The 24,653-nt window shown below is 49.5% G+C and carries 18 protein-coding genes; 8 read left to right on the forward strand and 10 right to left on the reverse strand.

Annotated features, from left to right (window positions below; all coding sequences use genetic code 11):
• Positions 1 to 504: 504 nt before the first annotated feature.
• On the reverse strand, positions 505 to 1,278 hold the full coding sequence (locus Pan54_RS15250) for a hypothetical protein (protein WP_146504295.1): 774 nt from the start codon (positions 1,276 to 1,278) through the stop codon (positions 505 to 507).
• Between the two features lie 274 nt (positions 1,279 to 1,552).
• Positions 1,553 to 1,861 (reverse strand): hypothetical protein, encoded by a 309-nt coding sequence (locus Pan54_RS15255; protein ID WP_146504296.1) that lies wholly within the window; start codon positions 1,859 to 1,861, stop codon positions 1,553 to 1,555.
• Positions 1,862 to 2,075: 214 nt separating this feature from the next.
• On the opposite strand from Pan54_RS15255, the gene aroA reads away from it, so the two are divergent.
• The 4 genes from aroA (at position 2,076) to Pan54_RS15275 (ending at position 7,839) form a co-directional block, all read left to right on the forward strand.
• A complete protein-coding gene (gene aroA, locus Pan54_RS15260) occupies positions 2,076 to 3,365 on the forward strand; it encodes a 3-phosphoshikimate 1-carboxyvinyltransferase (RefSeq protein WP_146504297.1) in 1,290 nt (429 codons plus the stop codon).
• A 284-nt stretch (positions 3,366 to 3,649) separates the two neighbouring features.
• Positions 3,650 to 4,393: a metallophosphoesterase family protein gene (locus Pan54_RS15265; protein WP_146504298.1), complete on the forward strand. Its 744-nt coding sequence runs from the start codon at positions 3,650 to 3,652 to the stop codon at positions 4,391 to 4,393.
• Positions 4,394 to 4,588: 195 nt separating this feature from the next.
• On the forward strand, positions 4,589 to 6,637 hold the full coding sequence (yidC, locus tag Pan54_RS15270) for a membrane protein insertase YidC (RefSeq protein WP_165441795.1): 2,049 nt from the start codon (positions 4,589 to 4,591) through the stop codon (positions 6,635 to 6,637).
• 170 nt (positions 6,638 to 6,807) lie between these two features.
• Positions 6,808 to 7,839: a type II secretion system F family protein gene (locus Pan54_RS15275; RefSeq protein ID WP_146504300.1), complete on the forward strand. Its 1,032-nt coding sequence runs from the start codon at positions 6,808 to 6,810 to the stop codon at positions 7,837 to 7,839.
• A 127-nt stretch (positions 7,840 to 7,966) separates the two neighbouring features.
• Here Pan54_RS15275 and Pan54_RS15280 read toward each other — a convergent pair whose 3' ends face one another.
• Entirely contained in the window at positions 7,967 to 8,227 is a 261-nt protein-coding gene (locus Pan54_RS15280; RefSeq protein WP_146504301.1) for a hypothetical protein, read from the reverse strand.
• A 292-nt stretch (positions 8,228 to 8,519) separates the two neighbouring features.
• Between Pan54_RS15280 and Pan54_RS15285 the strand changes: the two genes are divergently transcribed.
• Complete coding sequence (locus Pan54_RS15285) at positions 8,520 to 9,350, forward strand: hypothetical protein (RefSeq protein WP_146504302.1); 831 nt, start codon at positions 8,520 to 8,522, stop codon at positions 9,348 to 9,350.
• Positions 9,351 to 9,385: 35 nt separating this feature from the next.
• Here Pan54_RS15285 and Pan54_RS15290 read toward each other — a convergent pair whose 3' ends face one another.
• Together Pan54_RS15290 and Pan54_RS15295 are read right to left on the reverse strand one after the other, a co-directional pair.
• Positions 9,386 to 10,351, reverse strand: coding sequence for a phytoene/squalene synthase family protein (locus Pan54_RS15290; RefSeq protein ID WP_146504303.1), 966 nt, complete (start codon positions 10,349 to 10,351; stop codon positions 9,386 to 9,388).
• A 48-nt stretch (positions 10,352 to 10,399) separates the two neighbouring features.
• Positions 10,400 to 11,785 carry a hypothetical protein gene (locus tag Pan54_RS15295; RefSeq protein ID WP_146504304.1) on the reverse strand — a complete coding sequence of 462 codons (1,386 nt, stop codon included), beginning with the start codon at positions 11,783 to 11,785 and terminating at the stop codon, positions 10,400 to 10,402.
• A gap of 450 nt (positions 11,786 to 12,235) precedes the next feature.
• Between Pan54_RS15295 and Pan54_RS15300 the strand changes: the two genes are divergently transcribed.
• From Pan54_RS15300 to Pan54_RS15310, 3 genes are all read left to right on the forward strand, one after another.
• Positions 12,236 to 13,147, forward strand: a complete 912-nt coding sequence (locus tag Pan54_RS15300) for a LysR family transcriptional regulator (protein ID WP_146504305.1) — start codon at positions 12,236 to 12,238, stop codon at positions 13,145 to 13,147.
• A 203-nt stretch (positions 13,148 to 13,350) separates the two neighbouring features.
• Complete coding sequence (gene gltB, locus Pan54_RS15305; RefSeq protein WP_242631341.1) at positions 13,351 to 17,940, forward strand: glutamate synthase large subunit; 4,590 nt, start codon at positions 13,351 to 13,353, stop codon at positions 17,938 to 17,940.
• Positions 17,941 to 18,180: 240 nt separating this feature from the next.
• A complete protein-coding gene (locus Pan54_RS15310) occupies positions 18,181 to 19,701 on the forward strand; it encodes a glutamate synthase subunit beta (RefSeq protein ID WP_146504307.1) in 1,521 nt (506 codons plus the stop codon).
• A 147-nt stretch (positions 19,702 to 19,848) separates the two neighbouring features.
• Here the strand turns inward: Pan54_RS15310 and Pan54_RS15315 are convergent, their stop codons facing one another.
• The 5 genes from Pan54_RS15315 to Pan54_RS15335 all read right to left on the reverse strand — a co-directional run bounded on the left by Pan54_RS15315 (position 19,849) and on the right by Pan54_RS15335 (position 24,605).
• Positions 19,849 to 20,349, reverse strand: a complete 501-nt coding sequence (locus Pan54_RS15315; protein WP_207310150.1) for a PH domain-containing protein — start codon at positions 20,347 to 20,349, stop codon at positions 19,849 to 19,851.
• Positions 20,350 to 20,574: 225 nt separating this feature from the next.
• Positions 20,575 to 21,609: an RluA family pseudouridine synthase gene (locus Pan54_RS15320; RefSeq protein WP_242631342.1), complete on the reverse strand. Its 1,035-nt coding sequence runs from the start codon at positions 21,607 to 21,609 to the stop codon at positions 20,575 to 20,577.
• A complete protein-coding gene (locus Pan54_RS15325; protein WP_146504309.1) occupies positions 21,566 to 22,582 on the reverse strand; it encodes a tetratricopeptide repeat protein in 1,017 nt (338 codons plus the stop codon). Before Pan54_RS15325 ends, Pan54_RS15320 begins: the two co-directional genes overlap by 44 nt.
• Positions 22,583 to 22,743: 161 nt before the next feature.
• Positions 22,744 to 23,262, reverse strand: coding sequence for an MOSC domain-containing protein (locus tag Pan54_RS15330; protein ID WP_146504310.1), 519 nt, complete (start codon positions 23,260 to 23,262; stop codon positions 22,744 to 22,746).
• Positions 23,263 to 23,264: 2 nt separating this feature from the next.
• The gene (locus Pan54_RS15335) at positions 23,265 to 24,605 is read right to left on the reverse strand and encodes a DUF1501 domain-containing protein (protein ID WP_146504311.1); all 1,341 of its coding nucleotides are present in this window, start codon (positions 24,603 to 24,605) and stop codon (positions 23,265 to 23,267) included.
• Positions 24,606 to 24,653: the final 48 nt, after the last annotated feature.

Genomic DNA, 24,653 nt, shown 5'->3' on the forward strand with positions numbered 1-24,653 from the left:
GCTTCGACAAGAGCTGCAGCAGCGTCCCTGAGGAGCCTGCTTGCTGGATCGCAATTTGCTGACTTCTTTAACCAGAGACAATGAACCGGTTTTCTGTGCAGTAACCTTAGACATGATCGTATTCCTTCGTCTTTAAAGGAGAGTTTGAAAATGCGAAGTGGCTTAACAGATAACCACTTGCTCATACTCTTTAAGCGAAAGAGGGAGAACTCAGGGGACAGAATTTGCAGCAAAAATAATCAATCTTTCAGGTACAACACTGCCTGAAAAAAGAAAACTGTGCTACGAACGGTTCAGCGTTTTGAGGCTTGCGCAAATTATGAAAACCAATAATTTTTGGTTCCGGCGAACTGATTAGGGTCATCTGAGGTTCGGAACGGTATTTCAAATGAAATGTAGAATGGGTTACGCGTTTCGCTAACCTTACATGTGCACTCTGTGCACAAATTATACCTGTAAAAATTTTTAGATCATGTAAAATTGATACACAAGAATTTCGGAATTCTACTTCGCGGCGGCAATCCACTCAGCTAAAGCCGACTCGGGATTCGGATGAAACTGACGTAAGCGTCGAGACAGCGGCAACCCGACCGCTTGACTTGGATTATTGGCGTACTCAATCAAAGCACTTCGGGTTTGTGGATTATTATGCAGCATCCAGTGCACCCAGGCCCAAGATTCCGCATAGTCGAGACGCTGCATCTCGCCGACCTCATCAAGATGTTCGAGCCGTTGCAAATTGGGACGCCAGCCATTTTTCATCAGTCCCGATAAATCCTCAAGGTAGTCGGCTCGAGGAATGCCGGGAGCGGTTGGCAATTCAAAATACTCGGCTAGTCCTTCATCCAGCCAGAGCGGAACTTTAGGCAAAGATGCGTGCAACACACCGTGCGTAAATTCGTGTCGTAAGTCGACGAGAATACGTTCAGACCAGACGGTGTAAATGGAAAGACTGGTTGAAGTGCCAACAAAGTAAGCTCGTCGGGGCGGCAAGCCGGGATAATTATTAGCCAGAAATTTGTGATACGTCTCTTCATCCTTAAACAGGTAGACTTCGACTTTTTTCTCACCGAGTTTCAACTCGAGTGTATCAGCGATTTGTCGACGTACCTGCTTGAGATTCTGAATCAGTTCGTGGTCTTCATCCAGTTTGACATCGCTGTGCAGCACGACATTTTCGGTTTTGATGTTGTATCGATTAGGAACGTCATCATTATTTGCCCGAAATGTCCCGGAACTGCATCCGCAGCAAACGACGCACAGTATAACCCAGCGCAAGCAGGAAGAACATAAGGGCCATTCAGCATGAAAGAGGGATGAAATTTGCACTGGAGGGGCTTTCGTGGGGAGAATCGCAAATGCCCTTTCAGGGCTTAGATTTGGGTCTCTTTTAACTGTATCGCACTCCGTTATCGTGCATTGAAACTTCATGAACACAAAATATTAGTATGAAAGACGCATTCTTGTATTATTCCAATATAGCCATTGGGTTGTGTGCCACTGGCAGAGCCATTGCCACCCTTATTTTAATTGAAACAATTTCTACTTGTGCTTATTTTCGCGTGCGTTGTTCAGTTCCACCAATTTTTCGGAAAATCGTATCGAGGACGTCTTCCGTCAAGCTTCTCTGCACCAGATCGCCATGACCAGCTTCTGTCATTGCCTGAGCCAGATTCGGATGCTTCGCCCAGGTTTGGTAGTCCCAGTCGCGAATATCAACATAGACATCAGCCAGTTCCGACTTCTGCTTGGAAATCATGTATGTTGTCTTGTCGGTCTTCACAATGTGATAATTGAAGCCCGTGTAGACCAGAACCCCTCCGATGAGGATTCCAGCAAAAAGCGAAATCAGTTTCGTCATAGCCATAACATCCTTGTCACGATGTGCGGAATCTCTCCGTAAATTTCCCGCTCAGATGAGGTTCGTATCATCTTGGGGCAGTCTCCCAGAAAGTTGCAATGGCGACAAGACCGGTTTCATTTCCCACATTGCAATGGGGATTCTATGATGTTCTGCAAATACAAGCACGAATAACACACAGACAACTCAGCTCGTCCTGAAATTACGATCAATTATGAATTCTGACCTCAAATCACTCGAAATCCAGCCCGTAAAACGCCCCATCATTGGGGAAATTACGCCCCCAGGCTCAAAAAGTATCACAAATCGCGCTTTAATTATCGCTGCCATGGCAGAAGGAAAGTCCATACTGCGAGGAACACTTGAAAGTGATGATACCCGCGTGATGCTGGAGAGCCTGAAGAAACTGGGCATTTCCTGGAGCCGCGACGATCACAATACAATCACCATTCAAGGCTGTGGCGGGAAAATTCCGGCCAGTCAAGCCGATCTCTGGTTGGAAAACAGCGGAACGAGTATTCGTTTCCTTACCGCGATGTGTGCGACAGGTTCGGGAACTTATGTTCTGGATGGAAATAAGCGGATGCGGGAACGTCCGATTGAGGATCTCATCCACTCCCTGCAGGCTTTAAATGTCGATGCGACGTGCATAAACGGGAATCGATGTCCCCCGGTGAAGATCCAAACGCAAGGTCTGTCTGGTGGAACCGTAAAAATTGCCGGTTCACTGTCGAGTCAGTATTTAAGCGGTTTGCTGATGGTCGCCCCTTATGCCCAGGGGCCTCTCGAAATCATTGTGGAAGGGGAGCTCGTTTCGATTCCCTACATCGAAATGACACTCGATGTGATGAAACGCTTTGGTGTGGATGTCCAGACGGAAGATTTGCAATCGTATCATATCAAACCGCAGGTTTATCGGGGCTGTGATTATCAGATTGAGCCCGATGCCTCTGCTGCCAGCTATTTCTTCGCGGCAGCTGCCATCACTAAGGGAAAAGTCACCATCCCGGGTTTGAGCCGCAGAGCCATGCAGGGAGATGTTCATTTTGTCGATGTACTCGAGGAAATGGGCTGCGAAGTCACTTGGGAAGACAATTCCATCACTGTTCAGGGACGAAAACTCCAGGGCATTGACATCGATATGAATGCGATCAGCGACACTGCCCAAACTCTCGCAGCAGTGGCCGTGTTCGCAGAAGGTCCAACCCACGTGCGGAATGTCGCCCATATGCGAATCAAGGAAACGGATCGTGTTGCCGCGGTCGTGACGGAATTGAAGCGACTGGGCATCCACGTTGAAGAACATCCAGACGGCTTTACTATTCACCCCGGCCCCATAACACCTTCTAGCATAAAGACATACGACGATCACCGCATGGCCATGAGCTTCAGTCTGATCGGCCTGATGACGCCAGGCATTCAAATTGAAGACCCCGACTGCACGGCAAAAACCTACCCTCACTATTTTGAGGACCTGCAGAAACTGTGTGAATCTTCCATGTGAATATCAGGCGAGCCATGCCAGTTATGGCACAGATATTCCCACGATCATTGTTGAAAGTGATTCTAAATTGCTGGGATCATATCGATGTGTGATAATATGAAAGTCGTAAACAAAAGGATCTCCCCGAGTCATGATTGACCCGGCTCACCAGAGCAGAATCCCTGTATTCCCGAGAAATTCCTAGCGAGGATGGGGGATTGTTTCGTCCGTTTATTGACCCTGATGAACAGTCTTGGATACACTGGACGTTTTCGCAAGTCATTATCGAGTAGGAAAATAACGCATTGTTCGCGATCATCAGTGACATTCACGGAAATCTCGAAGCGTTGCAGGCCGTACTGGCTGACATCGCCAGTAAAGATATTTCGAAATTGTATTGCCTGGGAGATATCATTGGATATGGTCCCAATCCCGGCGAATGTATTGATCTGGTGATGGAAAAAGCACAGGTCACCATCCTTGGCAATCACGATCAGGCGGCGATGTTCGATCCCGAAGGCTTCAACGCAGGAGCAGAACGGGCGATTTTCTGGACGCGTAAACAACTCGAGATTGGCGATCAGTCCAAGAACGAGCGCCGTTGGGAATTCCTGGGTGAATTACCCCGTTTACGTCGGGAAGAGAAGTATATGTTCGTGCATGGCTCGGCACGAAATCCATTAAATGAATATGTCTTCCCAGAAGATATTTATCATCAACGCAAAATGGAACGGATTTTCAGCCTGGTGGAACGGCATTGTTTCCAGGGGCATACACATATTCCAGGCGTTTTTACGGATGATCTCAATTTTCTTGCACCTGAAGAGATTGATTTCCGTTACGAACTCGGAGAGCACAAAGCGTTGATCAATGTTGGCTCAGTTGGCCAACCAAGAAATGGAGATTCCCGCTCATCTTACGTTATCGTGGATGAGGGAACGATTCATTTTCAACGCGTCGTTTACGATTATAAGAAGACGGCTGAGAAGATTTATCAGATTCCCGAACTCGATAATTTTTTGGGAGATCGACTGGGAGAAGGTCGCTGATAAGCTGTATGAGGACCTGCGGTTTCCGGACATCGATTGTGGATATCCTCCCGTCATAGACTTATGGCGTAATGCTGATGTATGTCCGAAGTGTCGCAGTTCACGACATGTTTCTCCCCAGTAGACTTTATCACGGTTAGATTACTGCGGAAATTGATTTTCGCAGATACTATTTTTGAAGAAGAGTTTCGATCGATGGATCAACAACGGCGTCTGGTAACGTTTTTTCTGCTCTCGATGGGCGTGATGTTCCTCTGGTTCAATCACGGCTTGCCGTTTTTCTTTCCGGAATTGACGAAGCGGAAAGCCGCCCAGCAAATCGCGGCTCAAAAAGAAAAAGAGGCTCAAAACGAGGTCGGCCCCCCTGCCGGAACAAGCAGTCCGTCTAATCCGAACCTCTCTCAGAATGGTGCAAGTTCCGCAGAGAAACTCAATTCCGATACAACTGCTCAAGCAGATCCTAAACCCGAGGAAATCAAACTCGAAGAATTCCCTTCGCGTCTGATTACCCTGGGCAGCAGTGACCTGAAATCGAAAGATTACATGCAGGTCGATTTGACTTCACAGGGAGCAGCGGTGCTGTCACTGCAGTTGAATGATCCCCGCTATCGCGAACTGACGGACCGGAATCAGCCACTGCATTTACTCGGAACTGTCGAGGGAAGTTCACGCGTCAGCTTCGATATGAAAAGCGGATCCGTCGATCATTTGCTCATGGAGTACGGCAAGACTCTCGAAACGGTCAACTGGAGAGTCGATGATGCATCGTTGACCGATCATTCTGTAACCTTCGAATATCCCTCACCCGATGGAAAACTCCTGCTCCGGAAAACATACTCGTTTGAACCTGGCGATCCTGCCAAAAGGGATACGTTCTCCAAAGGTTATCAGCTCAACGTCAAACTCGATTTTGCCAACCTGAGCGATCAACCTCTCGAATTGCAATACGACCTGCAGGGCCCTGTCGGCTTTCCGCTTGAGAATGAAGAAAACACGCGTCGCTATCTGGCCATTCAAGCCGGGTTTGATAGCGGCAGTGGTGTCCGGCACGAACAGGTTCAGGCCAGCGAAATCGCCAAACAGGCAGCCGCAGGAGAAATTGAAAACTTCAAGGCTCCTCTACGATATCTGGGAGTCGATGGGCAATACTTTGCCACTCTCTTAGCCCCTCAGGAAGATCAGACAGAGAATAACTGGATCAAAATCGCTCAGCCGTTGTTGCTGAAAAAACGAACGAAAAAAGAGTACAGCCAGATTAGTTTCTCTCTGGAATCCAATCCCGTAAAAATTGCGCCTCAGCAAACTGTTACTCAAGAATACACCCTATTTGCCGGTCCCAAACGGATTGCTCTGCTGCAGCCGTTCAGTGCTGAAGATATGATTGAATATGGCTGGTTCGGCTGGCTTGTCAAAATCATGATGGCGATTCTCGGCTTCTTTCATAACAGTCTGATGCTTCCCTACGGCATTGCCATTATCATGCTGACCGTGATGGTGCGAGCCTGTATGTATCCCATCTCTCGCAAGCACGCCTTGGCTGCTAAGCGGATGAAAGAGTTGCAGCCAAAGTTTGAGGAAGCCAAAAAGAAATACGAGAACGACAAAGAAAAACTGGCCAAAGCTCAGATGGATCTGATGAAGGAAAGCGGATTCTTCGCCGGCTGTCTGCCGATGATCCTGCAGATTCCGATTTTCATCAGCCTGTATCAATCGTTGTATATTTCGGTCGATTTGCGGATGGCTCAGTTCCTGTGGATCGACAACCTGGCCGCTCCCGATCATCTCTTCACGATGCCATTTGCATTACCCTGGCTGGGTTCCAGCTTCAATCTGCTGCCGATGCTGACCGTCTGCCTGTTTATCGTCCAGCAGAAGATGTTCGCTCCGCCTCCTGCTAACGAAGAACAGGCCCTGCAACAGAAGATGATGGGCTACATGATGATCTTCATCGGCTTCATGTTCTACAAAGTGCCAGCGGGTTTGTGCATCTACTTCATTGCGTCCTCAATGTGGGCAATCGCCGAACGAAAAATCCTCGACTTCCATGATACGACTGCTGAAACGCTAAGTAAGAAAAAAGCGGAGAACTTCAAGAAACCTGTGAATCAGGACGCTGGCGATAAAAAGGCTGGCTGGCTGCAAAACAAGATGGCGGCTCTGGATGCCGCGGCTAATCCGTCGAATAAGAAGTCTCAACTCAAACCCGTTGAAGATAATAAAAAAGGCAAATCGAAGTCGAAATAATCGCGAGCATACGTTTGACTAATTAGTACAAGCATGAAGCGTAAGCAATTGTGTCAAATCGCATTTCAACACACTCGCTTGCGCTTCGTGCTTGTAAAGGGCAAATTTTATCTTACGCTGAACATTCAACATTCAACTCTCAACCATAAATCCTCAACCCGGCAAGCCCCATGTTCGGCGAAAATTTGCCCCTCAGACCGATCGCTTTGCTTTGCCGTTCGTTGAGTACGCTCCTCGAAACCGGGGTTTCGGCTCATAAATCGTTTTTAATCGCTGGCGAGAAAGCCGCGGACGTTCGAGTCCGTCGGGCAACAATGCAGATTGCTGAAGAACTCCAAAAGGGATCCGACATTGCAACCGCACTGAAAGATCAGGATATTTTTCCGACATTGATGGTCAACATGGTCGATGTGGCCGAGCGAACCGGAGCTTTACCTGAGATTCTGACCGGACTGGCCAATCATTACGACAATCTGCTGCGTCTGAAAAAAGATTTCTACTCGGCCATTGCCTGGCCGATTCTGCAATTGATCATGGCCGTCTTCGTCATTGCCGGCCTCATTTTTCTCCTGGGCTGGATTGCCAACGCTCAAGGTGGTGAAGCAATTGATGTTCTCGGTTGGGGACTGACGGGAACTTCCGGTGCATTAATCTGGTTGGGAATGGTTTTTGGAACTGCAGCCGGGGCGTTTATTCTGTTTAAGTTTCTTCGCGCGAACTTCGCCGGTCAAAAATATATGGATCGCATTTTGATGCGAGTTCCCGTCCTCGGCTATTGCATGCGGTCTTTTGCGATTGCCCGCTTTGCCTGGGCTTACCATCTCACGCAGAATGCAGGAATGCCCATTGATGAAAGTATCGAAGCCTCGATGATGGCGACCAACAATGGAGCCTTCATCGGAGAAGGTCCTCGAATCGTGTACTGGATCCAGGAAGGCTACACCGTAACGGAAGCTCTTCGGCAATCTGAGCTGTTTCCCCGCGATGTGATTGAGATGATCCACGTTGGCGAGACATCTGGAACAGTGCCGGAAATGCTCGATCGGCTCAGCCCGCAATTCGAAGATCAGGCCCGCAGAGCTCTCGATGCTCTCGCAGGAGCCCTCGGCTGGACAGTCTGGGTGATTGTCGCCGGCTTTATCATCTTCGTAATCTTCAGCGTGATGTTCTGGTATATAGGACTGATCAACGAATTGCTGTAAGCATGATTCCTGGCTCGTCAAAACAAGGGTGGCGGGGGCGCTCTCGCAGAGAAGCCCCCGAATCGTAGAACTTCCGGAGGCTTCCGCTAAAGCGGAGCGCCCCCGCCACCCACTTAATGTATACGGTTTACTCCGTCATCCATTCACGACCAGCCGGGGTCAGTTCGAGACGTTCATCGTTGAGCCTCTGGATATATCGGCATTCCAGCAAGACTCTCATTCCAGCTGTGAAGTCTGCGATGGTTGCCTCTTCACTGGACTTGAGAAATTCTTCCCGTAACTGGTGAATTGTTCGCTCAGGAGCCGTGTATTCGAAAACTTTACGATAAGGCTGAAGAATTAATCGAGCGAGTTCCTGCTCTCGTCCTGTGTAATCCAGATTTGTCATAATTCCATGATAGATAATGAGTAACGATAAATATGTGAAGATGGTCTCAGAATAATGAATGTGGAAATCATTCGCAAATGGAGGAATTCTTGAGTCTTTTTTTGATTTATTGAAGAAAGAACTCAAGAAGTCTAAAGAACGAGACGATACTAACGATAAGCGAGATACTAAATTGAGCGATACGCCCAAATGCAAGCGTTCAATTTTCCCACCTCGGCCATCCCTTGGCCAAAACTCGCTTCGAAATCCCCCATTTCCCCTCAATCGACCCTACCGACCAGGAGCCCGTCACATGCGATGGCCCATTTTGCTGACATTATGTCTTTCCGTTTGTGCGATTGGAATTGAACAATCGCAAGTTGTTGCCCAGGTATTTCCCGGACTTGCCCGTGCCTGTGGAGGTTGTGGTAATTGTCGTGGCTGTCGCCCAAGACTATTTCCACCAATTTTCTGCAATCGCTGCCAAAGAAACGATTGTTCCTGTCCGCCAGCTTATGTTCCACCGACACCCTGTGCTCCAGTGTGTGCCGCACCGGTTGTGCCTCAGATGACAATGCGAATGCAGCCCCGGCGTGTTGCCAGTTGGGAAATGGTCCCTCAAACTCGATGTCGTCGAGTTGCCGAATGCGTGCAGGTGCCAGTGACAACATACAAACGCGTTGTGAGTTATGTTCCTCAAACAGTAATCCGCAACAAGGTCTGTTATCGCAATGTCGCTGAACAGGTGATGGTTCCGCGTCGTCGGGTTTCAACGGTCTGGGAACCACGTTGCGTTCGCAGCTTTGCACCAGTCTGTCCTCCGGTTGTTCCTCAAGGATGTACCGACTTCGGCGGATATGACCCTAACATGATCTACAATAATCCCGGTACGACATACCAGGGGATCCAGACACCTGGTTCACAACCGACGTTGACTGTTCCAAGTGCACCACAGATGGACCAGAAAGTCCCGACTCCAGCCGATTTTGACCAGCAATCGATGTTTAGTCCCTGGAGCCCAGTTCAACAGCGAAACCCGAATCCATACTATCAAGCCGATGCTTACTCGGATGGATACCGCACGATTACCAATCCGACACGAACGGCCTCTGGTAATTATCCCGGAAGTAACTATTCCTGGTAAAGCCACTGCAGTCGGTCCATGATCGCTTAGTCCCCTTAGCCGTTGGTTGAGGGGACTTTTGCATTCAATATCGCAGAGTTACTACATTGTGCATTAGCGTGAGATTCCGAATTCAATACGGAAAGATAAGGAGCGGCTAGCAGGATGATTAATTTCCTGCTTTTGGAGACGCGCACCTTCTGGTGAAATACAAGTTGAGGATTTCGAGATATCTTTCGCAGAACCGCTCGATAAGTCACGAACATAATTCGAAACATTCTACGTCCCGGGCCTGATAGGTGACGCTCCAGTTCACTAGCTTCCCGATAAAATGATTCTGTTCGTTTCACTTGGAATGCAATCAAATCCAACCAGTTTGAGCGGATTTGGGGATCGTCCCAGTTTGTATTCTGACAGCCGAAGTGATCGAGTTCGTTTTGTGGAAAATAACAACGGCCGCGGATGGTATCCTCGTGGACATCTCGCAAGATGTTTGTCATCTGGAAAGCACGTCCACACGTTAATGCCAGTTTTTGGGTCTGTTCCAGATCCGCTCCCCAAATCGCCTGACAACACAGCCCCGACATCCCTGCGACTTGATCGCAATAACAGGCAAGCTCTTCGAAGTCGGCAAATGGAGACCAGTTCAGATCTCTCTGCATTCCATCGAGGACGGAGAGCAGCCAGTTGACTTCGATCGGGTAATTCCCGAGCACATCCTCAAGAGCAGGAAAAAGGGGATGGCTTGTCGAATGCGAGCTTTTGAGATTCGCAGTTAATTGTTGCCAGTTTGCAAGTGACTGTACCGCAGATGTCTCTGGCAGTGAGGATGTGTTTTCGGAGAGCGAGCCATCGACAAGGTCGTCGGAAATCCGCATGTAGGCATAAATCGTACACATTGCCCGATACATCGGTTCGGGCAATATTCGAAAAGCGATATGAAAATTGCTGCCTGCTGCCCGAGTCACATCAACGGCATACCGGTACGACGCAATAACAGAGTCGGACCGTTCAGCAGGCATGAGGACTTCCCATAACAGTGGACGCCAAGAGGATTTGACGAAGTCGATTTACTCTTCTCGGCTCCGGTTAGAGCGTCTACGACCTCCACTGGAAGTTTTTCTGTCTCCACTTCTGCCGGAGTCAGATCGTGGAGCTCCACGATCGCTGTTTCTTCGTTTGACGATCATACCGATCGCATCACTCCAGGTCGGAATACTTTTGTATTGTGGTGAAGGGGGCCTGGTTTCGATGTTATCGGTATCATCCGTGTCGTCATCAATATCCGTTGCAGCCGATTTAGCAATTACGGGCTGCTCGGATTTCACTTCTTCAACTGAAGTTGACTCTTTGTCGCGTCCCCTTCGAGAGCGGCGCGGCCGACGGCGCGATTCGGAATCATCTGGTTTGTCCTGTTCGGTTTTTTCTTTGGCCGCAGGAGCCTTCGTTTCTGAGATCTCTTCATCGCCACCCCAGAGTTCATCAATCAGAGAGGCATCGATTTCCTCCTGGGCAGATGATTTTTCTTTCTTTTGATCGTCATCTTCAGCTGATACAGGGCGATCTTCACGTTGCGAAGAGCGTCCGCCGCGACGACGTCGTCGTCGGCCCCGTTTACGTGGCTGTTCTTCGTTATCAGTCGTCTGATCCTCCGAAGTTGTTTCAGCAGGAGAATCATCTTCATCGTCGTCATCAACTTGAGCACGTGCAGGTCTTTTTCTCGGCTGGTCTTTTTTATCCCAGTCCCAATCATCCAGTGCTTCCCAGAAATCATCGTCCTGATCTGCAGTCGAGCCTGATTTCCTGGTTTCTGCGACAACTTCTGTATCGACTTCTTCTGATTCGATCGATTCCGACTTTGGTCTTGGCTTACGCGTAGGTCGACGTACGCGTTTCGGTTTGCCAGATCTCCCACTGGGAACGGACTCAGAAGACTCATCTTTTTCAGTCTGAGCTTCCTCGATCAGTGGTGCCTTTTCAGAAACCGCTTCCTCTTCAGGAGTTGCATCATCATCCAGGTCTGATAAATCATCAGTGTCGACAATTCCCAAACCAAACGGGTCTTCATCATCGAAAGTCGCGCGCAAATTTCTCACTTCAATTTCTGAGGGTGTGGAATCGAGGCTTTTGGGCTCTTGATTCTGTACGGATTTGCTTTTAGCGGTAGCGGAGACTGGAGTCTCCGAGACTTTTTCTTCGAGAACTTCGTCGTCGTCTTCATCAAAGGAAAAGTCAAAGTCGTCTTCGAGTTCGTCGTCAATCTCTTCGTTATCTTCACTTTTTGCATTGGAAGTCGAAGAAATCGGATTCATTTGTTCGACAACTTCAGCCACGGAATCGATGTCCAGGTCATCGAGATCGGATTGATCATCAAAATGGATACCGAACAGGCTTCCTGCCAAGGATTTCCAGGAGGATTTCTGTTCAGAGCCTTCGTTTGTTTTCTTTTCGTTCATCGCGGAAGTTTATCTAGAATCTGCAGCAGATTCAAGGATGCCGAGTACCAACTAAGTACGGAAAAGACTTCACGGGTAATGTTTATAGGGAAATGTTGAACCAGAAGTGGACAGAAGGTCAACAACCAGGCAATTTCTCATGTTTTTGGACGAATCGACAATTCAGCCACCGAATTAGGCAATGCAGGGATTTAGACCATTTTCAAATGGTATCTGCAGTCGCATGGACTTCAAAGGTCCTAAAAACGCTGTGTTTGCTCCTGCTGAACGCTGCAGGTAATTTTGAATATGCTGTATAAACTCACGAGACCTAATGTTTTTCAGATGCGACAATGTTGAATTGACTCGCGGGTTGACAATGACTGCCAGAAGCCGATAATCCTCCAGACAAACAGTTTCTGATAGTGCATCGAGTCTTTCATAAGAAACACTGATACTCTGGGTCCTGGTATGCATCTGCGAAATGTGGAAATGTTCTGTAACGCGGTTGAGCTGCGAAGTTTTTCGCGTGCTGCAGAACAGCAGAAAGTTTCTCAGTCAGCCGTCAGTCAGGCAATTCAGCAACTGGAGAAGCGACTGGGAATGCGGTTGATAGATCGTTCCAAACGGCCGTTCGAGGTGACCGCTGCTGGTCACCTGTACTTCGATGGCTGTCGGAATTTGCTGCAATCTTTTCGCAAGGTCGAAGATCGGGTTCGGGGTTTAGGGAATAAAATTGTTGGTCGCGTTCGTGTTGTTGCGATTTATTCAGTCGGACTGATTCAGATCAACGAAACGATCGATCACTTCGAACGGGAGTTCCCTGAGGTTGAAGTCTCAATCGATTTTGTGCATCCTGATGAGGTTTACAGACGTGTGGGACAGGAACAGGACGAATTAGGACTGGTTTCATTTCCCAAATCGAAAGGAATGTTTGACTGCCTCCACTGGCAGGATCAGCCGATGGTCATTGCGGTCGGCCCCGATCATGCCTGGTTTGACCGCAGTTCAATCAAGCCTGAAGAACTCGATGGAGTTCGATTCGTCGGTTTTAAACCGAATCTATTTATACATAAGGCGATCGATCGCTGGTTTCGGGAAGTCGGAGTCAGCGTCGAATCCGTGCACGAGTTCGACAACATTGAATATGTAAAGCGAGATGTCGAATCGGGGTCGGGGGTTGCATTACTACCGGAACCGACCTTGCGGGATGAGTGTCAACGAGGACGGATGAAGGCACTTGAAGTCGAAGGGACTTCCTGGGTCAGGCCAATGGGGATGATTCACCGAAAAGGTCGCGAGCTTTCGCTGGCGACACAAAAGTTCATAGAAGTTTTATTGAATGAGTGCCAAGTCGAATTGGGTGTGACTGCTGATCACTGAGATGAGTACGACTCTCTGTGTCATACATAAGAAGAAGGCATTCCAATATTCCTCCCGGACAGGGAGACTCAGTGAAACGTAGCAGGATGCTGGCGTTTCGTGCGGTGTTAATCCGCAACTTTGAGCCGTCTCATAGACGGACTGCGAAGGACTCCGCATTTCGTAAGGACGATTATTAACTTAGACGATGAATGATGAAGACCATGCAGAACACAACCAGCTCTCCGTTCCGCAAAGACAGTTATCCGGTGGCATTCGATATGTATTCACCGGATTACGAACATGAAAACTGTGGCGTCGGTTTTGTCGCAAATATTAATGGGGAACGTTCGCATCAATTAATTGACGATGCCGATCGGATCAACCGCCATATGACCCATCGCGGAGCCTGTGGGTGCGAAGAAAATACAGGTGACGGAGCCGGGATGCTGACGGCATTACCAGATGAATTTCTCCGTAAAGTCGTCAAAGAGCAGTTTAAAGCGGAACTTCCCGAAGCTGGTAAATACGCCGCAGGTATCATTTTTCTGCCACAGGATGAGCAGCGACGCGAATATTGCAAGCAGGTCTTGAACGATTTGATTGCAGAAAACGGCCAGAAACTCGTCGGCTGGCGCCCCCTGCCTGTCGATCCTGTTGCTGCTGATGTCGGACCTACCGCTCTGGCTTGTATGCCCGTCATGGAAATGTTGATCGTTGCAGCTGGAGATGGACTGGAGCAAAAGGAGTTCGATCGAAAGCTGTTCCTGATTCGTAAATCAGCCAGCCACAAACTGCGAGTGCCCGAAGAGCATCCGGAAGCGTTGCTGTTTTATGCCTGCTCGCTTTCTTCTTCGGTTATTATTTATAAGGGGATGCTGACTCCGAGTCAGGTCATGCCCTATTATAAGGACCTTCAGGAACCAAGTTTCAAGACACATCTGGCGATGGTGCATTCTCGGTTTTCCACAAACACGCTCCCCAGTTGGGATCGAGCTCAGCCTTGTCGCTACATGGCACATAACGGAGAAATCAACACTCTGCGGGGCAACAAAAACTGGACATTTGCCCGTCAGGGGATGATGAAAAGTGAACTCTTTGGCGACGATATTAACAAGCTGTTCCCAATTATCGAATCGCACTGTTCAGACTCAGGCTCTTTCGATAACGCACTTGAATTGTTAACACAATCCGGTCGAAAATTACCCGAAGCCATCATGATGATGATTCCAGAAGCCTGGCAAAATCACCATTCCATGTCTCAGGAAAAGAAGGCGTTTTACGAGTATCACTCTGCGATGCAGGAGCCATGGGATGGCCCCGCTTCAATTTCATTCACGGATGGTCGTCATTTCATCGGTGCCGTTCTTGATCGCAATGGACTCCGCCCGAGCCGATATTATGTGACGCACGATCATAAAGTCGTGATGGCCAGCGAAGTCGGCGTGCTCGAGGTCGAACCGGAAAATGTAAAATACAAAGGCCGGTTACAGCCAGGAAAAATGTTCCTTGTCGATTTTGATGAAAAACGCATTATCGACGATGAGGAAGTCAAAAGCAAAATTTCGACTTACCGTCCTTATCAAAAATGGCTTGAAGAACAACGGATCACTTTGAGCGAACTTCCTCGGCACGAAATTCCCGAGGATGCAAAAAATGAAGACGAATTGCTGCAGAAAATGCAGGCATTCGGTTATACCTCCGAAACCATGAACTTCATGCTGCTGCCGATGCTTCGTCAAAAACGCGATCCGGTTGGCTCGATGGGAGACGATACCGCTCTGGCCTGTCTGAGCGAAAATCCGCGGATGCTTTACGACTACTTCAAGCAGTTGTTTGCCCAGGTGACCAACCCCGCGATCGATTCGATTCGCGAAGAGGTTATCATGTCACTCGAATGCTTCATTGGTCCTGAAGGGAATCTACTGGACAGCACGCCGGAGCATTGCCATCGACTGGCCGTGCCACATCCAATTTTGAAGAATTCCGAACTCTCTGCTCTCAAGGATCTCGATTACCGTCACTGGAAGACGAAGGTCATCGACATCACTTATCCACGTAGTGATGGAGCCAAGGGACTCAAGTCCGCTCTCGATCGTATCTGCCAGGAAGCACTCGAAGCGATTGATCAGCATTACTCAATTGTGATTCTTTCAGATCGGGCCATGTCAGCTGATCGCGTCGCGATGAGTTCACTGATGGCGACTGGTGCGGTGCATCACCATCTGGTGGATAATGAATTGCGAACTCATCTGGGGATCGTGGTCGAATCGGGTGAAGCACGCGAAGTGCATCACTTCTGCCTGCTGACCGGGTACGGTGCCGATGCGGTCAATCCATACATGGCCTTCGCAGCCGTGAAAAAATCGATGCGAGATGGTGTCCTCAAAGGTGACTGGACCGACGAAACGATCGTCAAGGCTTATCGCAAGGCCGTCGCTAAGGGAATGCTCAAAGTCTTTGCCAAAATGGGAATTTCCACACTGGCCAGTTACAAGGGGGCTCAGATCTTTGAAGCCGTCGGTTTGAATACCGATGTTATCGATCGATGTTTTAACGGCACTGCCAGCCGTATCAAAGGGGTGACTCTCGATTTACTGGCCGAGGAAAATCTGCGACGACATGCGTTGGGCTTTCCTGCTCGTGAGGAAAATCGCTTGCCGATACTGCCGAATGAAGGCCTGTTTGCCTGGCGATCCAGTGGCGAGAAGCACGCCTGGAATCCTTATACGATTTCCAAACTGCAAAATGCCGCCCGCACTGGCGATAAGAACGCCTACTACGAATTCGCTGAACAGGCCGATGAAGAAGCGACACGCAACTGCCACTTGCGGGGGATGCTAAGAGTTAAAACCGGAGTCGAAATTCCGCTGAGTGAAGTTGAACCGGCCAGTGAAATTGTCAAACGATTCTGCACTGGAGCGATGAGCTATGGCTCAATTTCCGCCGAGTCTCACGAGGCGGTCGCGATTGCGATGAATCGTATGCAAGGAAAAAGCAATACCGGTGAAGGGGGCGAAGACTACAACCGCTTCTTGCCAATGCCGAACGGGGATTCCAAGCGATCCGCCATCAAGCAGATTGCTTCCGGGCGATTCGGCGTGACGAGCTGGTATCTGACAAACGCAGATGAACTCCAGATCAAAATTTCGCAAGGTGCCAAACCGGGTGAAGGGGGCGAACTTCCGGGGGGGAAGGTCAATAAGATTATCGCCGCAACTCGACACTCGACTCCAGGCGTGGGCTTGATCAGCCCTCCTCCTCATCATGATATTTACTCGATTGAAGATCTTTCCCAACTGATTTTCGATTTGAAAAATTCGAATCCCTCTGCTCGAGTCAGTGTGAAACTGGTTTCCGAGGTCGGTGTCGGTACGATTGCTTCCGGCGTCGCCAAGGGACATGCAGACAACATTTTGATCTCCGGCGAAAACGGTGGAACAGGGGCCTCGCCACTCACGAGTATCAAACATGCCGGTTTGCCTTGGGAACTGGGACTTGCTGAAACTCACAAGACGCTCGTCATGAACGACCTGCGTAGCCGAGTTCGTTTGCAGACGGATGGTCAGCTGAAAACGGGTCGCGATGTCGCAATCGCTTGTATGCTCGGAGCCGAAGAGTTTGGCTTTGCTACTGGTCCATTGATTGCATTGGGTTGCATTATGATGCGAAAGTGTCATTTGAATACTTGCCCGGTCGGGATTGCTACGCAGGATGAAGAGCTTCGTGCCAAGTTTGCCGGGACTCCCGATCATGTGGTCAACTATCTCTTTATGGTTGCAGAAGATTGTCGACGTTACATGGCTCAGGCAGGTTTCCGTACCATCAACGAGATGTGCGGCCAGAGTAATATGCTCGAATTCGTACCCAACGAAAATCATTGGAAAGCGAAACATCTGGATTTGTCTCCCGTTCTGGCAATGCCTCAGTCTCCTTATGAAAATGCAGGTTTCTACTGCACGCGGGATCAGAGCCACGAGTTGGAAGCCGTACTCGATCAAACGACTCTCATTCCCAAATCGCAAGCTGCAATCCAACATGGCGATATTGTCGACTTGCCAATGAACATCCAAAATATCGATCGTGCCTTCGGGACAACGCTCAGCCACGAAGTCTCCAAGAAGTGGGGACCAGAGGGATTACCTGAAGATACCATCCGTATCAAGTGTCATGGTTCAGCTGGTCAATCGCTCGGGGCCTGGTTGACGAAGGGAATTACCATCGAAGTCGAAGGAGATGCCAACGACTATGTCGGCAAAGGACTTTGCGGCGGAAAAATTGTGGTCTATCCACCGGAAGAATCGACCTTCGATTCTTCCAAGAACATCGTTGCAGGGAATGTTTGTCTGTACGGAGCGACTTCTGGAGAACTCTACTTGCGTGGAGTGGCAGCCGAACGATTCTGTGTGAGAAATTCTGGTGCCACTGCAGTCGTCGAAGGTGTTGGCGATCACGGTTGTGAATACATGACCGGCGGGAAGGCGATTATTCTTGGCGTGACCGGCCGAAACTTCGCGGCTGGAATGTCGGGCGGAATTGCCTATGTCTACCAGGATGTGGAAGATTTCCGACCAAATTGTAATCTGGAACTGGTAGGGCTTGAAGAGGTTGAAACTCCCGAGGAATCGGCAGAGTTGCGAAAGTTTGTCGAGAATCATCAGCAGTTGACGGGATCTCTTATTGCCGAAGAAATCCTTTCCGACTGGGATAAAAATGTGAAAAACTTCGTCAAAGTGATGCCAACTGCTTACAAAGAAGCTCTGGCAGAACTGGCAAAAGAAGAAGCCGAAAAAAAACAGCCAGCTGCTGTTTGAGGTTGATGACATAGAGTTGTTGATGAATTTTGATTTTGTATTGGATGAAATCCAAGCACGAAGCGCAAGCGAGTCAGACCAGACAAATTCATTATGAATCAGGAACCCTCTTCGAAATGAGATTAGATATCCAGGTTGGGTGAGCGAAAAGTAACCTGACAAAATCCGAGAGTCGAATTCGTCAGGCGATGCCTGACTTACGGCACATCAGTAGATTGAGACGAAAGCGTAAAGCAGAACATGGGAAAACCGACCGGATTCAAAGAAATTAATCGCAGTACTCCGACGGAACGGAATCCACTCGAACGACTCCACGACTGGCAGGAATTTGCTCCACAGTTGCCCGTTGTGGAACTGCGTAACCAAGGGGCTCGTTGTATGGATTGCGGCGTGCCATTCTGCCATACGGGTGGCATGATGGCCAACATGGCTGCTGGATGTCCGGTCAACAATCTTATTCCCGAATGGAACGATCTCATTTATCGTGATCAATGGGAAGACGCGCTCGATCGTCTGCATAAAACGAACAACTTTCCAGAATTCACAGGTCGCGTCTGCCCAGCTCCTTGTGAAGGCTCCTGCGTGCTCGGGATCAATGAACCAGCTGTTACCATAAAAAATATCGAACGCTCGATCATTGATCGCGGTTATGAAGAAGGCTGGGTGAAACCGCGAATTCCGAAAAGCCGAACTGAGAAATCGGTTGCCATCATCGGATCTGGACCAGCCGGTCTGGCTGCGGCTGATCAGTTGAATCAGGCAGGCCATTACTGCACCGTTTACGAACGATCCGATCGTATCGGCGGATTGCTGATGTATGGCATTCCAAATATGAAACTCGAAAAGCCTATCGTTGAAAGACGCATCAAGCTGCTCGAAGAAGAGGGCATCACCTTTGTCACGAGTACTGAAATTGGCAAGGACGTTTCAGCAGTGGAATTGCGTGAGAAGTTCGATGCCATCATCGTTGCTACCGGCTCGACAGTACCGAACGATTTCTTTGCAAACGCACCTGGACGTCAATTGAAGGGCATTCATCACGCGATGGAATTCCTGCACGCCAACACAAAAAGCCTGCTCGATTCCAATTTGAGTGATGGCCATTACATTTCCGCCAAAGATAAAGACATCATCGTCATCGGCGGGGGAGATACCGGAAACGACTGCATCGGCACAAGTCTGCGTCATGGTTGTAAAAGCCTGGTCAACTTTGAAGTTGTCCCGCAGTCTCCCGATAAGCGGGCCCCGAATAATCCGTGGCCCCAATGGCCGCGTATCTTTCGGACTGATTACGGTCATAAGGAAGCCGCTGCGAAATTCGATTATTCTCAGAATGGAAATAAAACGTTACAAAACGATCCACGCGAGTATGCCATTCAAACCGTCGAGTTCCTCGATGATGGAAATGGGAACCTGCGTGGCGTGAAAACGGTTCAACTCGACTGGTCTCGACCTTCTCAAAACGGAGCGCCGTTCTCACCTATCGAGGGGACCGAGAAAGAGTGGCCAGCCGATCTCGTATTTCTGGCTCTGGGGTTCAAAGGCCCAGAACAGAAAATCGCCGAGCAGTTGAAAATAGAAACGGATAACCGTTCAAACTATCAAGCCGAATATGGTCAGTATACGACCAATCTTGAAGGCGTTTTCGCTGCTGGTGATTGTCGTCGCGGTCAAAGTCTCATCGTCTGGGCCATCAACGAAGGGCGTGAAGCGGCCCGCGAATGCGACCGCTTCCTGATGGGCTCGACTCAACTCCCGTAGACCACATGCAGGTTTGTGGGTGAAACACCACGAAACAAAGTGATGGGCGTGGTTACAGCCGATTTGATGTGCAGTTTTCACCAGATTGCCAAGGGCGAAACCTCAGCCAGACCCCCAGAGTTTCGTATACTCTGGGGGGCCTACTGATTACTGGAAACGACGCACAAGATCGACGATTTCCTGCGGGTTGCCAACCCCTTTGACAACGATTTCCATATCATCCTGACCAGAGCTTGAGATTGCGATATCGCCAACATTGAGGATTCGCTGCAAAAACGTCTGGTCCATTTTGATGTTTCGAACATCGTCGTGCTGAACTTCATTAGTTCGCTTGGAGAGAATGCCTTGTCGATACAGTGAGCGTTTGTCGGTAACCGTTAATACTTTGAATTTCACATTCAGGTACCACCAACCATATGCAACTCCACCGCAGATCAGTGCGAGTAAACCGAAGATCCCCAACAGGAAGTTTCCCATGAACATCCCCATCACCGCGCCGATCCCGCCACCAATCATCAGCAGCCAGATAAAGAGATAATGAAACGGATGATTGGCAAACATGGCCGGATGATAACTGTTGATGTCTTCTTCCCGGTCGGGCAGTTTGTCCTTGTTCAATTCATTCTCATCGCTCGATGTCTGATTCACTGATGTCGCTCCTGAAATGTTGAAAAAAAAATGAGAGCGTATCGCTCAAACGGAAATGGATACTCCTGAGAAGATTTGTCTGAAAAACTCCTCAATTTGTACAAGATACAGTCATAAGTCGCTTCCTCATTATGAGCTTTCAATGACGAACTGCAATACTTGCTGTCGAATACGCGAATTAATATCAACGCAAAACTTTTATGAAGGTTCAAAAGAATTGATCTTTTAGCTGCGTGAATATTTTTCGAGGGCATCCAGCGTGCGTTGCATATCGGCTGGAAAGGGAGCGATGAATTCCATTCGCTCGCCTGTGCCGGGATGTTCGATCTGCAGGCGATAAGCATGCAAAGCCTGGCGTTCAATCAATACCGCATCTTCTTTGAGATGTTCTTTCGAGCCTATCACATAACTCAACAGCAGATTCGATTGCCCGCGATACAATCGGTCGGCAACAATCGCATGCCCCAGATGTTGCATGTGGATGCGCAGTTGATGGGTGCGTCCCGTTTTGGGAAGAAGTTTGATGTAGGTGATATCCTTAAAGCGTTCGAGGACTTCATATTGAGTCTGTGCAATTCTGGCTTCTGGATCTGGCCCGCAAACCACCATTTTCTCACGATTTTTTGAATGCGCACGAATATGAGTTTCGATAAAGTCGCAGTCAAATTCGAGCCGTCCCCAGACAAAGGCCCGGTATTCTTTTTCAACCGTTCGATCGGCAAATTGAGCCGAGAGATGATCGTGTGTCTTGTTGTCTTTAGCAATCACAATCACACCCGTCGTATCACGATCGAGTCGATGCACGATGCCGGGACGATGTGCTCCGCCCGCGCCACTTAGCTTTTCAAAGTGATGAACCAGAGCATTGGCCAGCGTGCCACCGTAATTTGCCTTGCCGGGGTGCACGATCAGGTTGGCCTGCTTGTTGAGGACAACAATCAGTTCATCTTCATACAAAATATCGAGGTCGATTTCTCGGGCTGGGGGGATTTCGGCGATCACCGGCTTGGGAAATGGGCCAGACAGGCATTCCCCTAAGCTGAGTTTGTGAGACGGTTTGACCGTCTGGCCATTAATCGTAATGCTGCCAGCAGAGATGAGTTTCTGCCATTGGGAACGAGAGTGCTCTGGATATTGAGTTGCCAGCCAGTGATCGAGTCGTTTTTCGACCTCGGTCTCTTCGACAACATGTTCGACCACATTTTCCGAGGATTCATTACTTGGCATCGGTTGCAGATTCTGCAGGAGAAACCGGTGCACTCGTTGTACCTTCCGGTTTCGGTTGTGTCGCTTCTGGCTCTGTTGCTTTTGGTGGTGCCGGCATTGGCTCAGATGTTCCAACTTCTGCAGGCGGAGTGGAGGATGAAGCGTCAGCCGGCATTGGCGGTGCGCTGGTTTCGGTCGACGTACCTGCTTCTGAAGTTGAAGCCGGATTCGTCATGGCTGGTGGAAAATCTGGAGCGGTCGGCACGGTCAATGTTGGATTTGGTGTTGATGTCGCTTCAGGATCCATCGGAGCTGACGATGTTCCTGTTGGAGTTGGCAGTGAACCATCCAAATCCAGATTCAGATTTCGCAGCATATCTTCAGGCTGCTCCATATCTTGCGGTTCTGGCTTCTGTTCTGCAAACCAACTGTAGAAGCTTTTCGCATTTTCTTTGCCAAGTGTCTTGATCCGTTCCTCAGCGAGTTCTTTGTAGGGTGAATCTGGAGATTCGTCGATCAGCGTTTTGTAGCTTTTAATCGCTTCCGAAAAATCGCCTGTCGAAGTGGTTTCAAAAGTGCGAGCCAGTCCGAACAGGGCGCGATCTTTGGTAATCGGCAGAATTCCTGTCTGATTCAACAGTTTCTGGAACGCCGATTTTGCTTCATCGAGTTCAGTCAATGCCGCTTCACGATCAGTAAACATCAGGCGAATACCGGTATTGAGATATTCTTCGGCGACTTTCAACTGAGCCAGGTCGCCCACTGGAGTTCCCTGATAGGAGTCGGCGATACCTGCCAGTTCTTCGGCATTGTTCGCTCCCGTCAACGCAGCCCAACCTTCGACATTGGTGCGAGCGGATGTGCGGGTGTAAAATACAATTGCTGCAATCAGCAGCAGTATCATTGAAGCCCACAGCAGAATTCGATTTCCATGAACTTCCATGAAGTCTTTGGATTTGTCGCGAAGTCGTTCAATTCCAACTTCCAGATCGTTTTGGGCCAATTCGTGCCGATGTTCGCTTTTCATAGTGTTTGCTACTGAAATTTCTGACCTGACAAAATCTTTCTGCCAGATTCATTGGTGTCTGCATCATCTGCCAGACGGACATTCTCGGCAGAAATTCGACCGAAAACCGTTCCGATAAGATGGGTGGAAACCGGAAGTATAGGTTCTGCAGTCAAAACCGGTCAAGCAGACTCGGGACTGTTCGACGACTCTGTGATGTCATTTAAGGCGAAAACTTCATCTCCAACCCTGATTTCACCACTTTGTTCGACAATTGCAGTGATGCCGCCGTGGCCTCGCATGGCGGCATATCCGCCAATACCGAGGTTTTCTTCCATCCGCGAGCAGGGTGCACAAGGTCCCGAGCCCTTCAGAATGACGGATCCAATACGAAAGTGACGCTCTTTCAAAGCCAGCAGATTGATGCCTGAAACCACCAGATTCCGACGTACCAGTTCCGGAGCAATCGAATCCTGCTGCAGAAAACCAGCTACGATCGGCAAATGCTCAGCTTGAATGAGCGTCACTTGCCGCTTCGATTTCCCAGAACGGGAATGATGGTCACCATCTAAACCGGTGCCAACTTGCAGCATCACTCGCTCAACAGATTGAATCGGTTCCCGCCGCCCGGGACTGAGGCCAATCCATTCCAGACGCCCGGGTAATAACGGCGTTTGGAGGAGTTCCTGAATGGTCGGCATCTTTAAACCAATTCGCGAATCGGCCGATGAACATTGTGATCGATCAGGTATCGAGGTCGCCCCTGCAGATCGTTGAGGGTCAGTTCATCGATGTTGATGCCAAGTTGCTTGTAGAGCGTTGCAAAGACTTCCTGAAAGTGGACGGGACGATCCTGAGCATATTCGCCGAGTCGGTTTGTCGAGCCGATGACCTGACCGGTTCGCATTCCGCCGCCAGCCAGCAGAGCCGTGGAAACGCGGGGCCAATGATCGCGGCCGCCTTTGCTGTTAATTTTTGGTGTTCGACCGAACTCTCCCCAGACGCAGACGCTGATATCATCGAGCATGCCGCGTTGTTCGAGGTCTTCAATCAAGGCACTCAGGGCCTGATCGAGCATTGGCATATCTTCGCGGCCCCTCTTGAAGTTGCCGCTGTGCCAGTCCCATCGACTGAAGCAGAGCGTCACACAACGAACGCCGGATTCAATCAGACGTCGAGCGACGAGGAAATTATCGAGAAGTTTCGGCCCGCCATCAGCGACCAGTTTAGCGGTACCACGTCCGTATCGATCTCGAACTTCAGAAGGTTCGCGTTCAACATCCAGAGCATCGGCTAATTTACTGGAAGTGAGAATGCCGAAGGCCTGCTGAGAAAACGCGTCCATGCCTTCCATCATTCCAGATGCATCGGCTGTGCGGCGGAAGGTGTCCAGAGAATTTAGAACGGATTTACGATCTCCCAGTCGATCGGCGGAGATGCCATTGAGTGTCATATCGCTCATTCCCTCACCATGCGGCTGAAACGGAGCATGGGCGACACCCAGAAATCCGGGCTGGCCGGGATCACCCCAGGGAGCGTGACGGGTTTTGGGCGAGAGTCCGACAAAGGCAGGGACTGCTGGATCTCGCGATCCATAGACTTTGGACAGAACAGAACCAATGGAAGGCCAGCCGCCGGGGGGTTGCTGACGATCGGAATTTCCCGTCAAACATTGAAATGCATGATGCGAACCAGTCGCGCCGACCATTGAACGAATGAAGGCGCACTTGTCGGCCACCTGGGCGATGCGGGGGAACATCTCTCCGATTTGAATGCCAGGGACGTTGGTATCGATTGCTGAGAATTCACCGCGGATTTCCGCAGGGGCATCGGTTTTGATATCCCACATATCCTGATGCGGCGGGCCTCCCGGCAGGAAGACCATGATGACACCTTTTTTATTGTTGCTAACTCCTACAGCCTGCTCGGCTTGCAGCAACTGAGGCAAGGCCATTCCGCCCATCGCCAGGCTGCCAATCTGCAGGACGGAACGTCTTGTCAATCCGTCACAGAGTTTGAATTTTGGACCATTCAGATTCAACATCGAAGCACTCCAGAAGAAAAGTGGGGAGGGCAACATCCTATTGCAGAT

The organism is Rubinisphaera italica (assembly GCF_007859715.1).
In the GTDB taxonomy this organism is placed as follows: domain Bacteria; phylum Planctomycetota; class Planctomycetia; order Planctomycetales; family Planctomycetaceae; genus Rubinisphaera; species Rubinisphaera italica.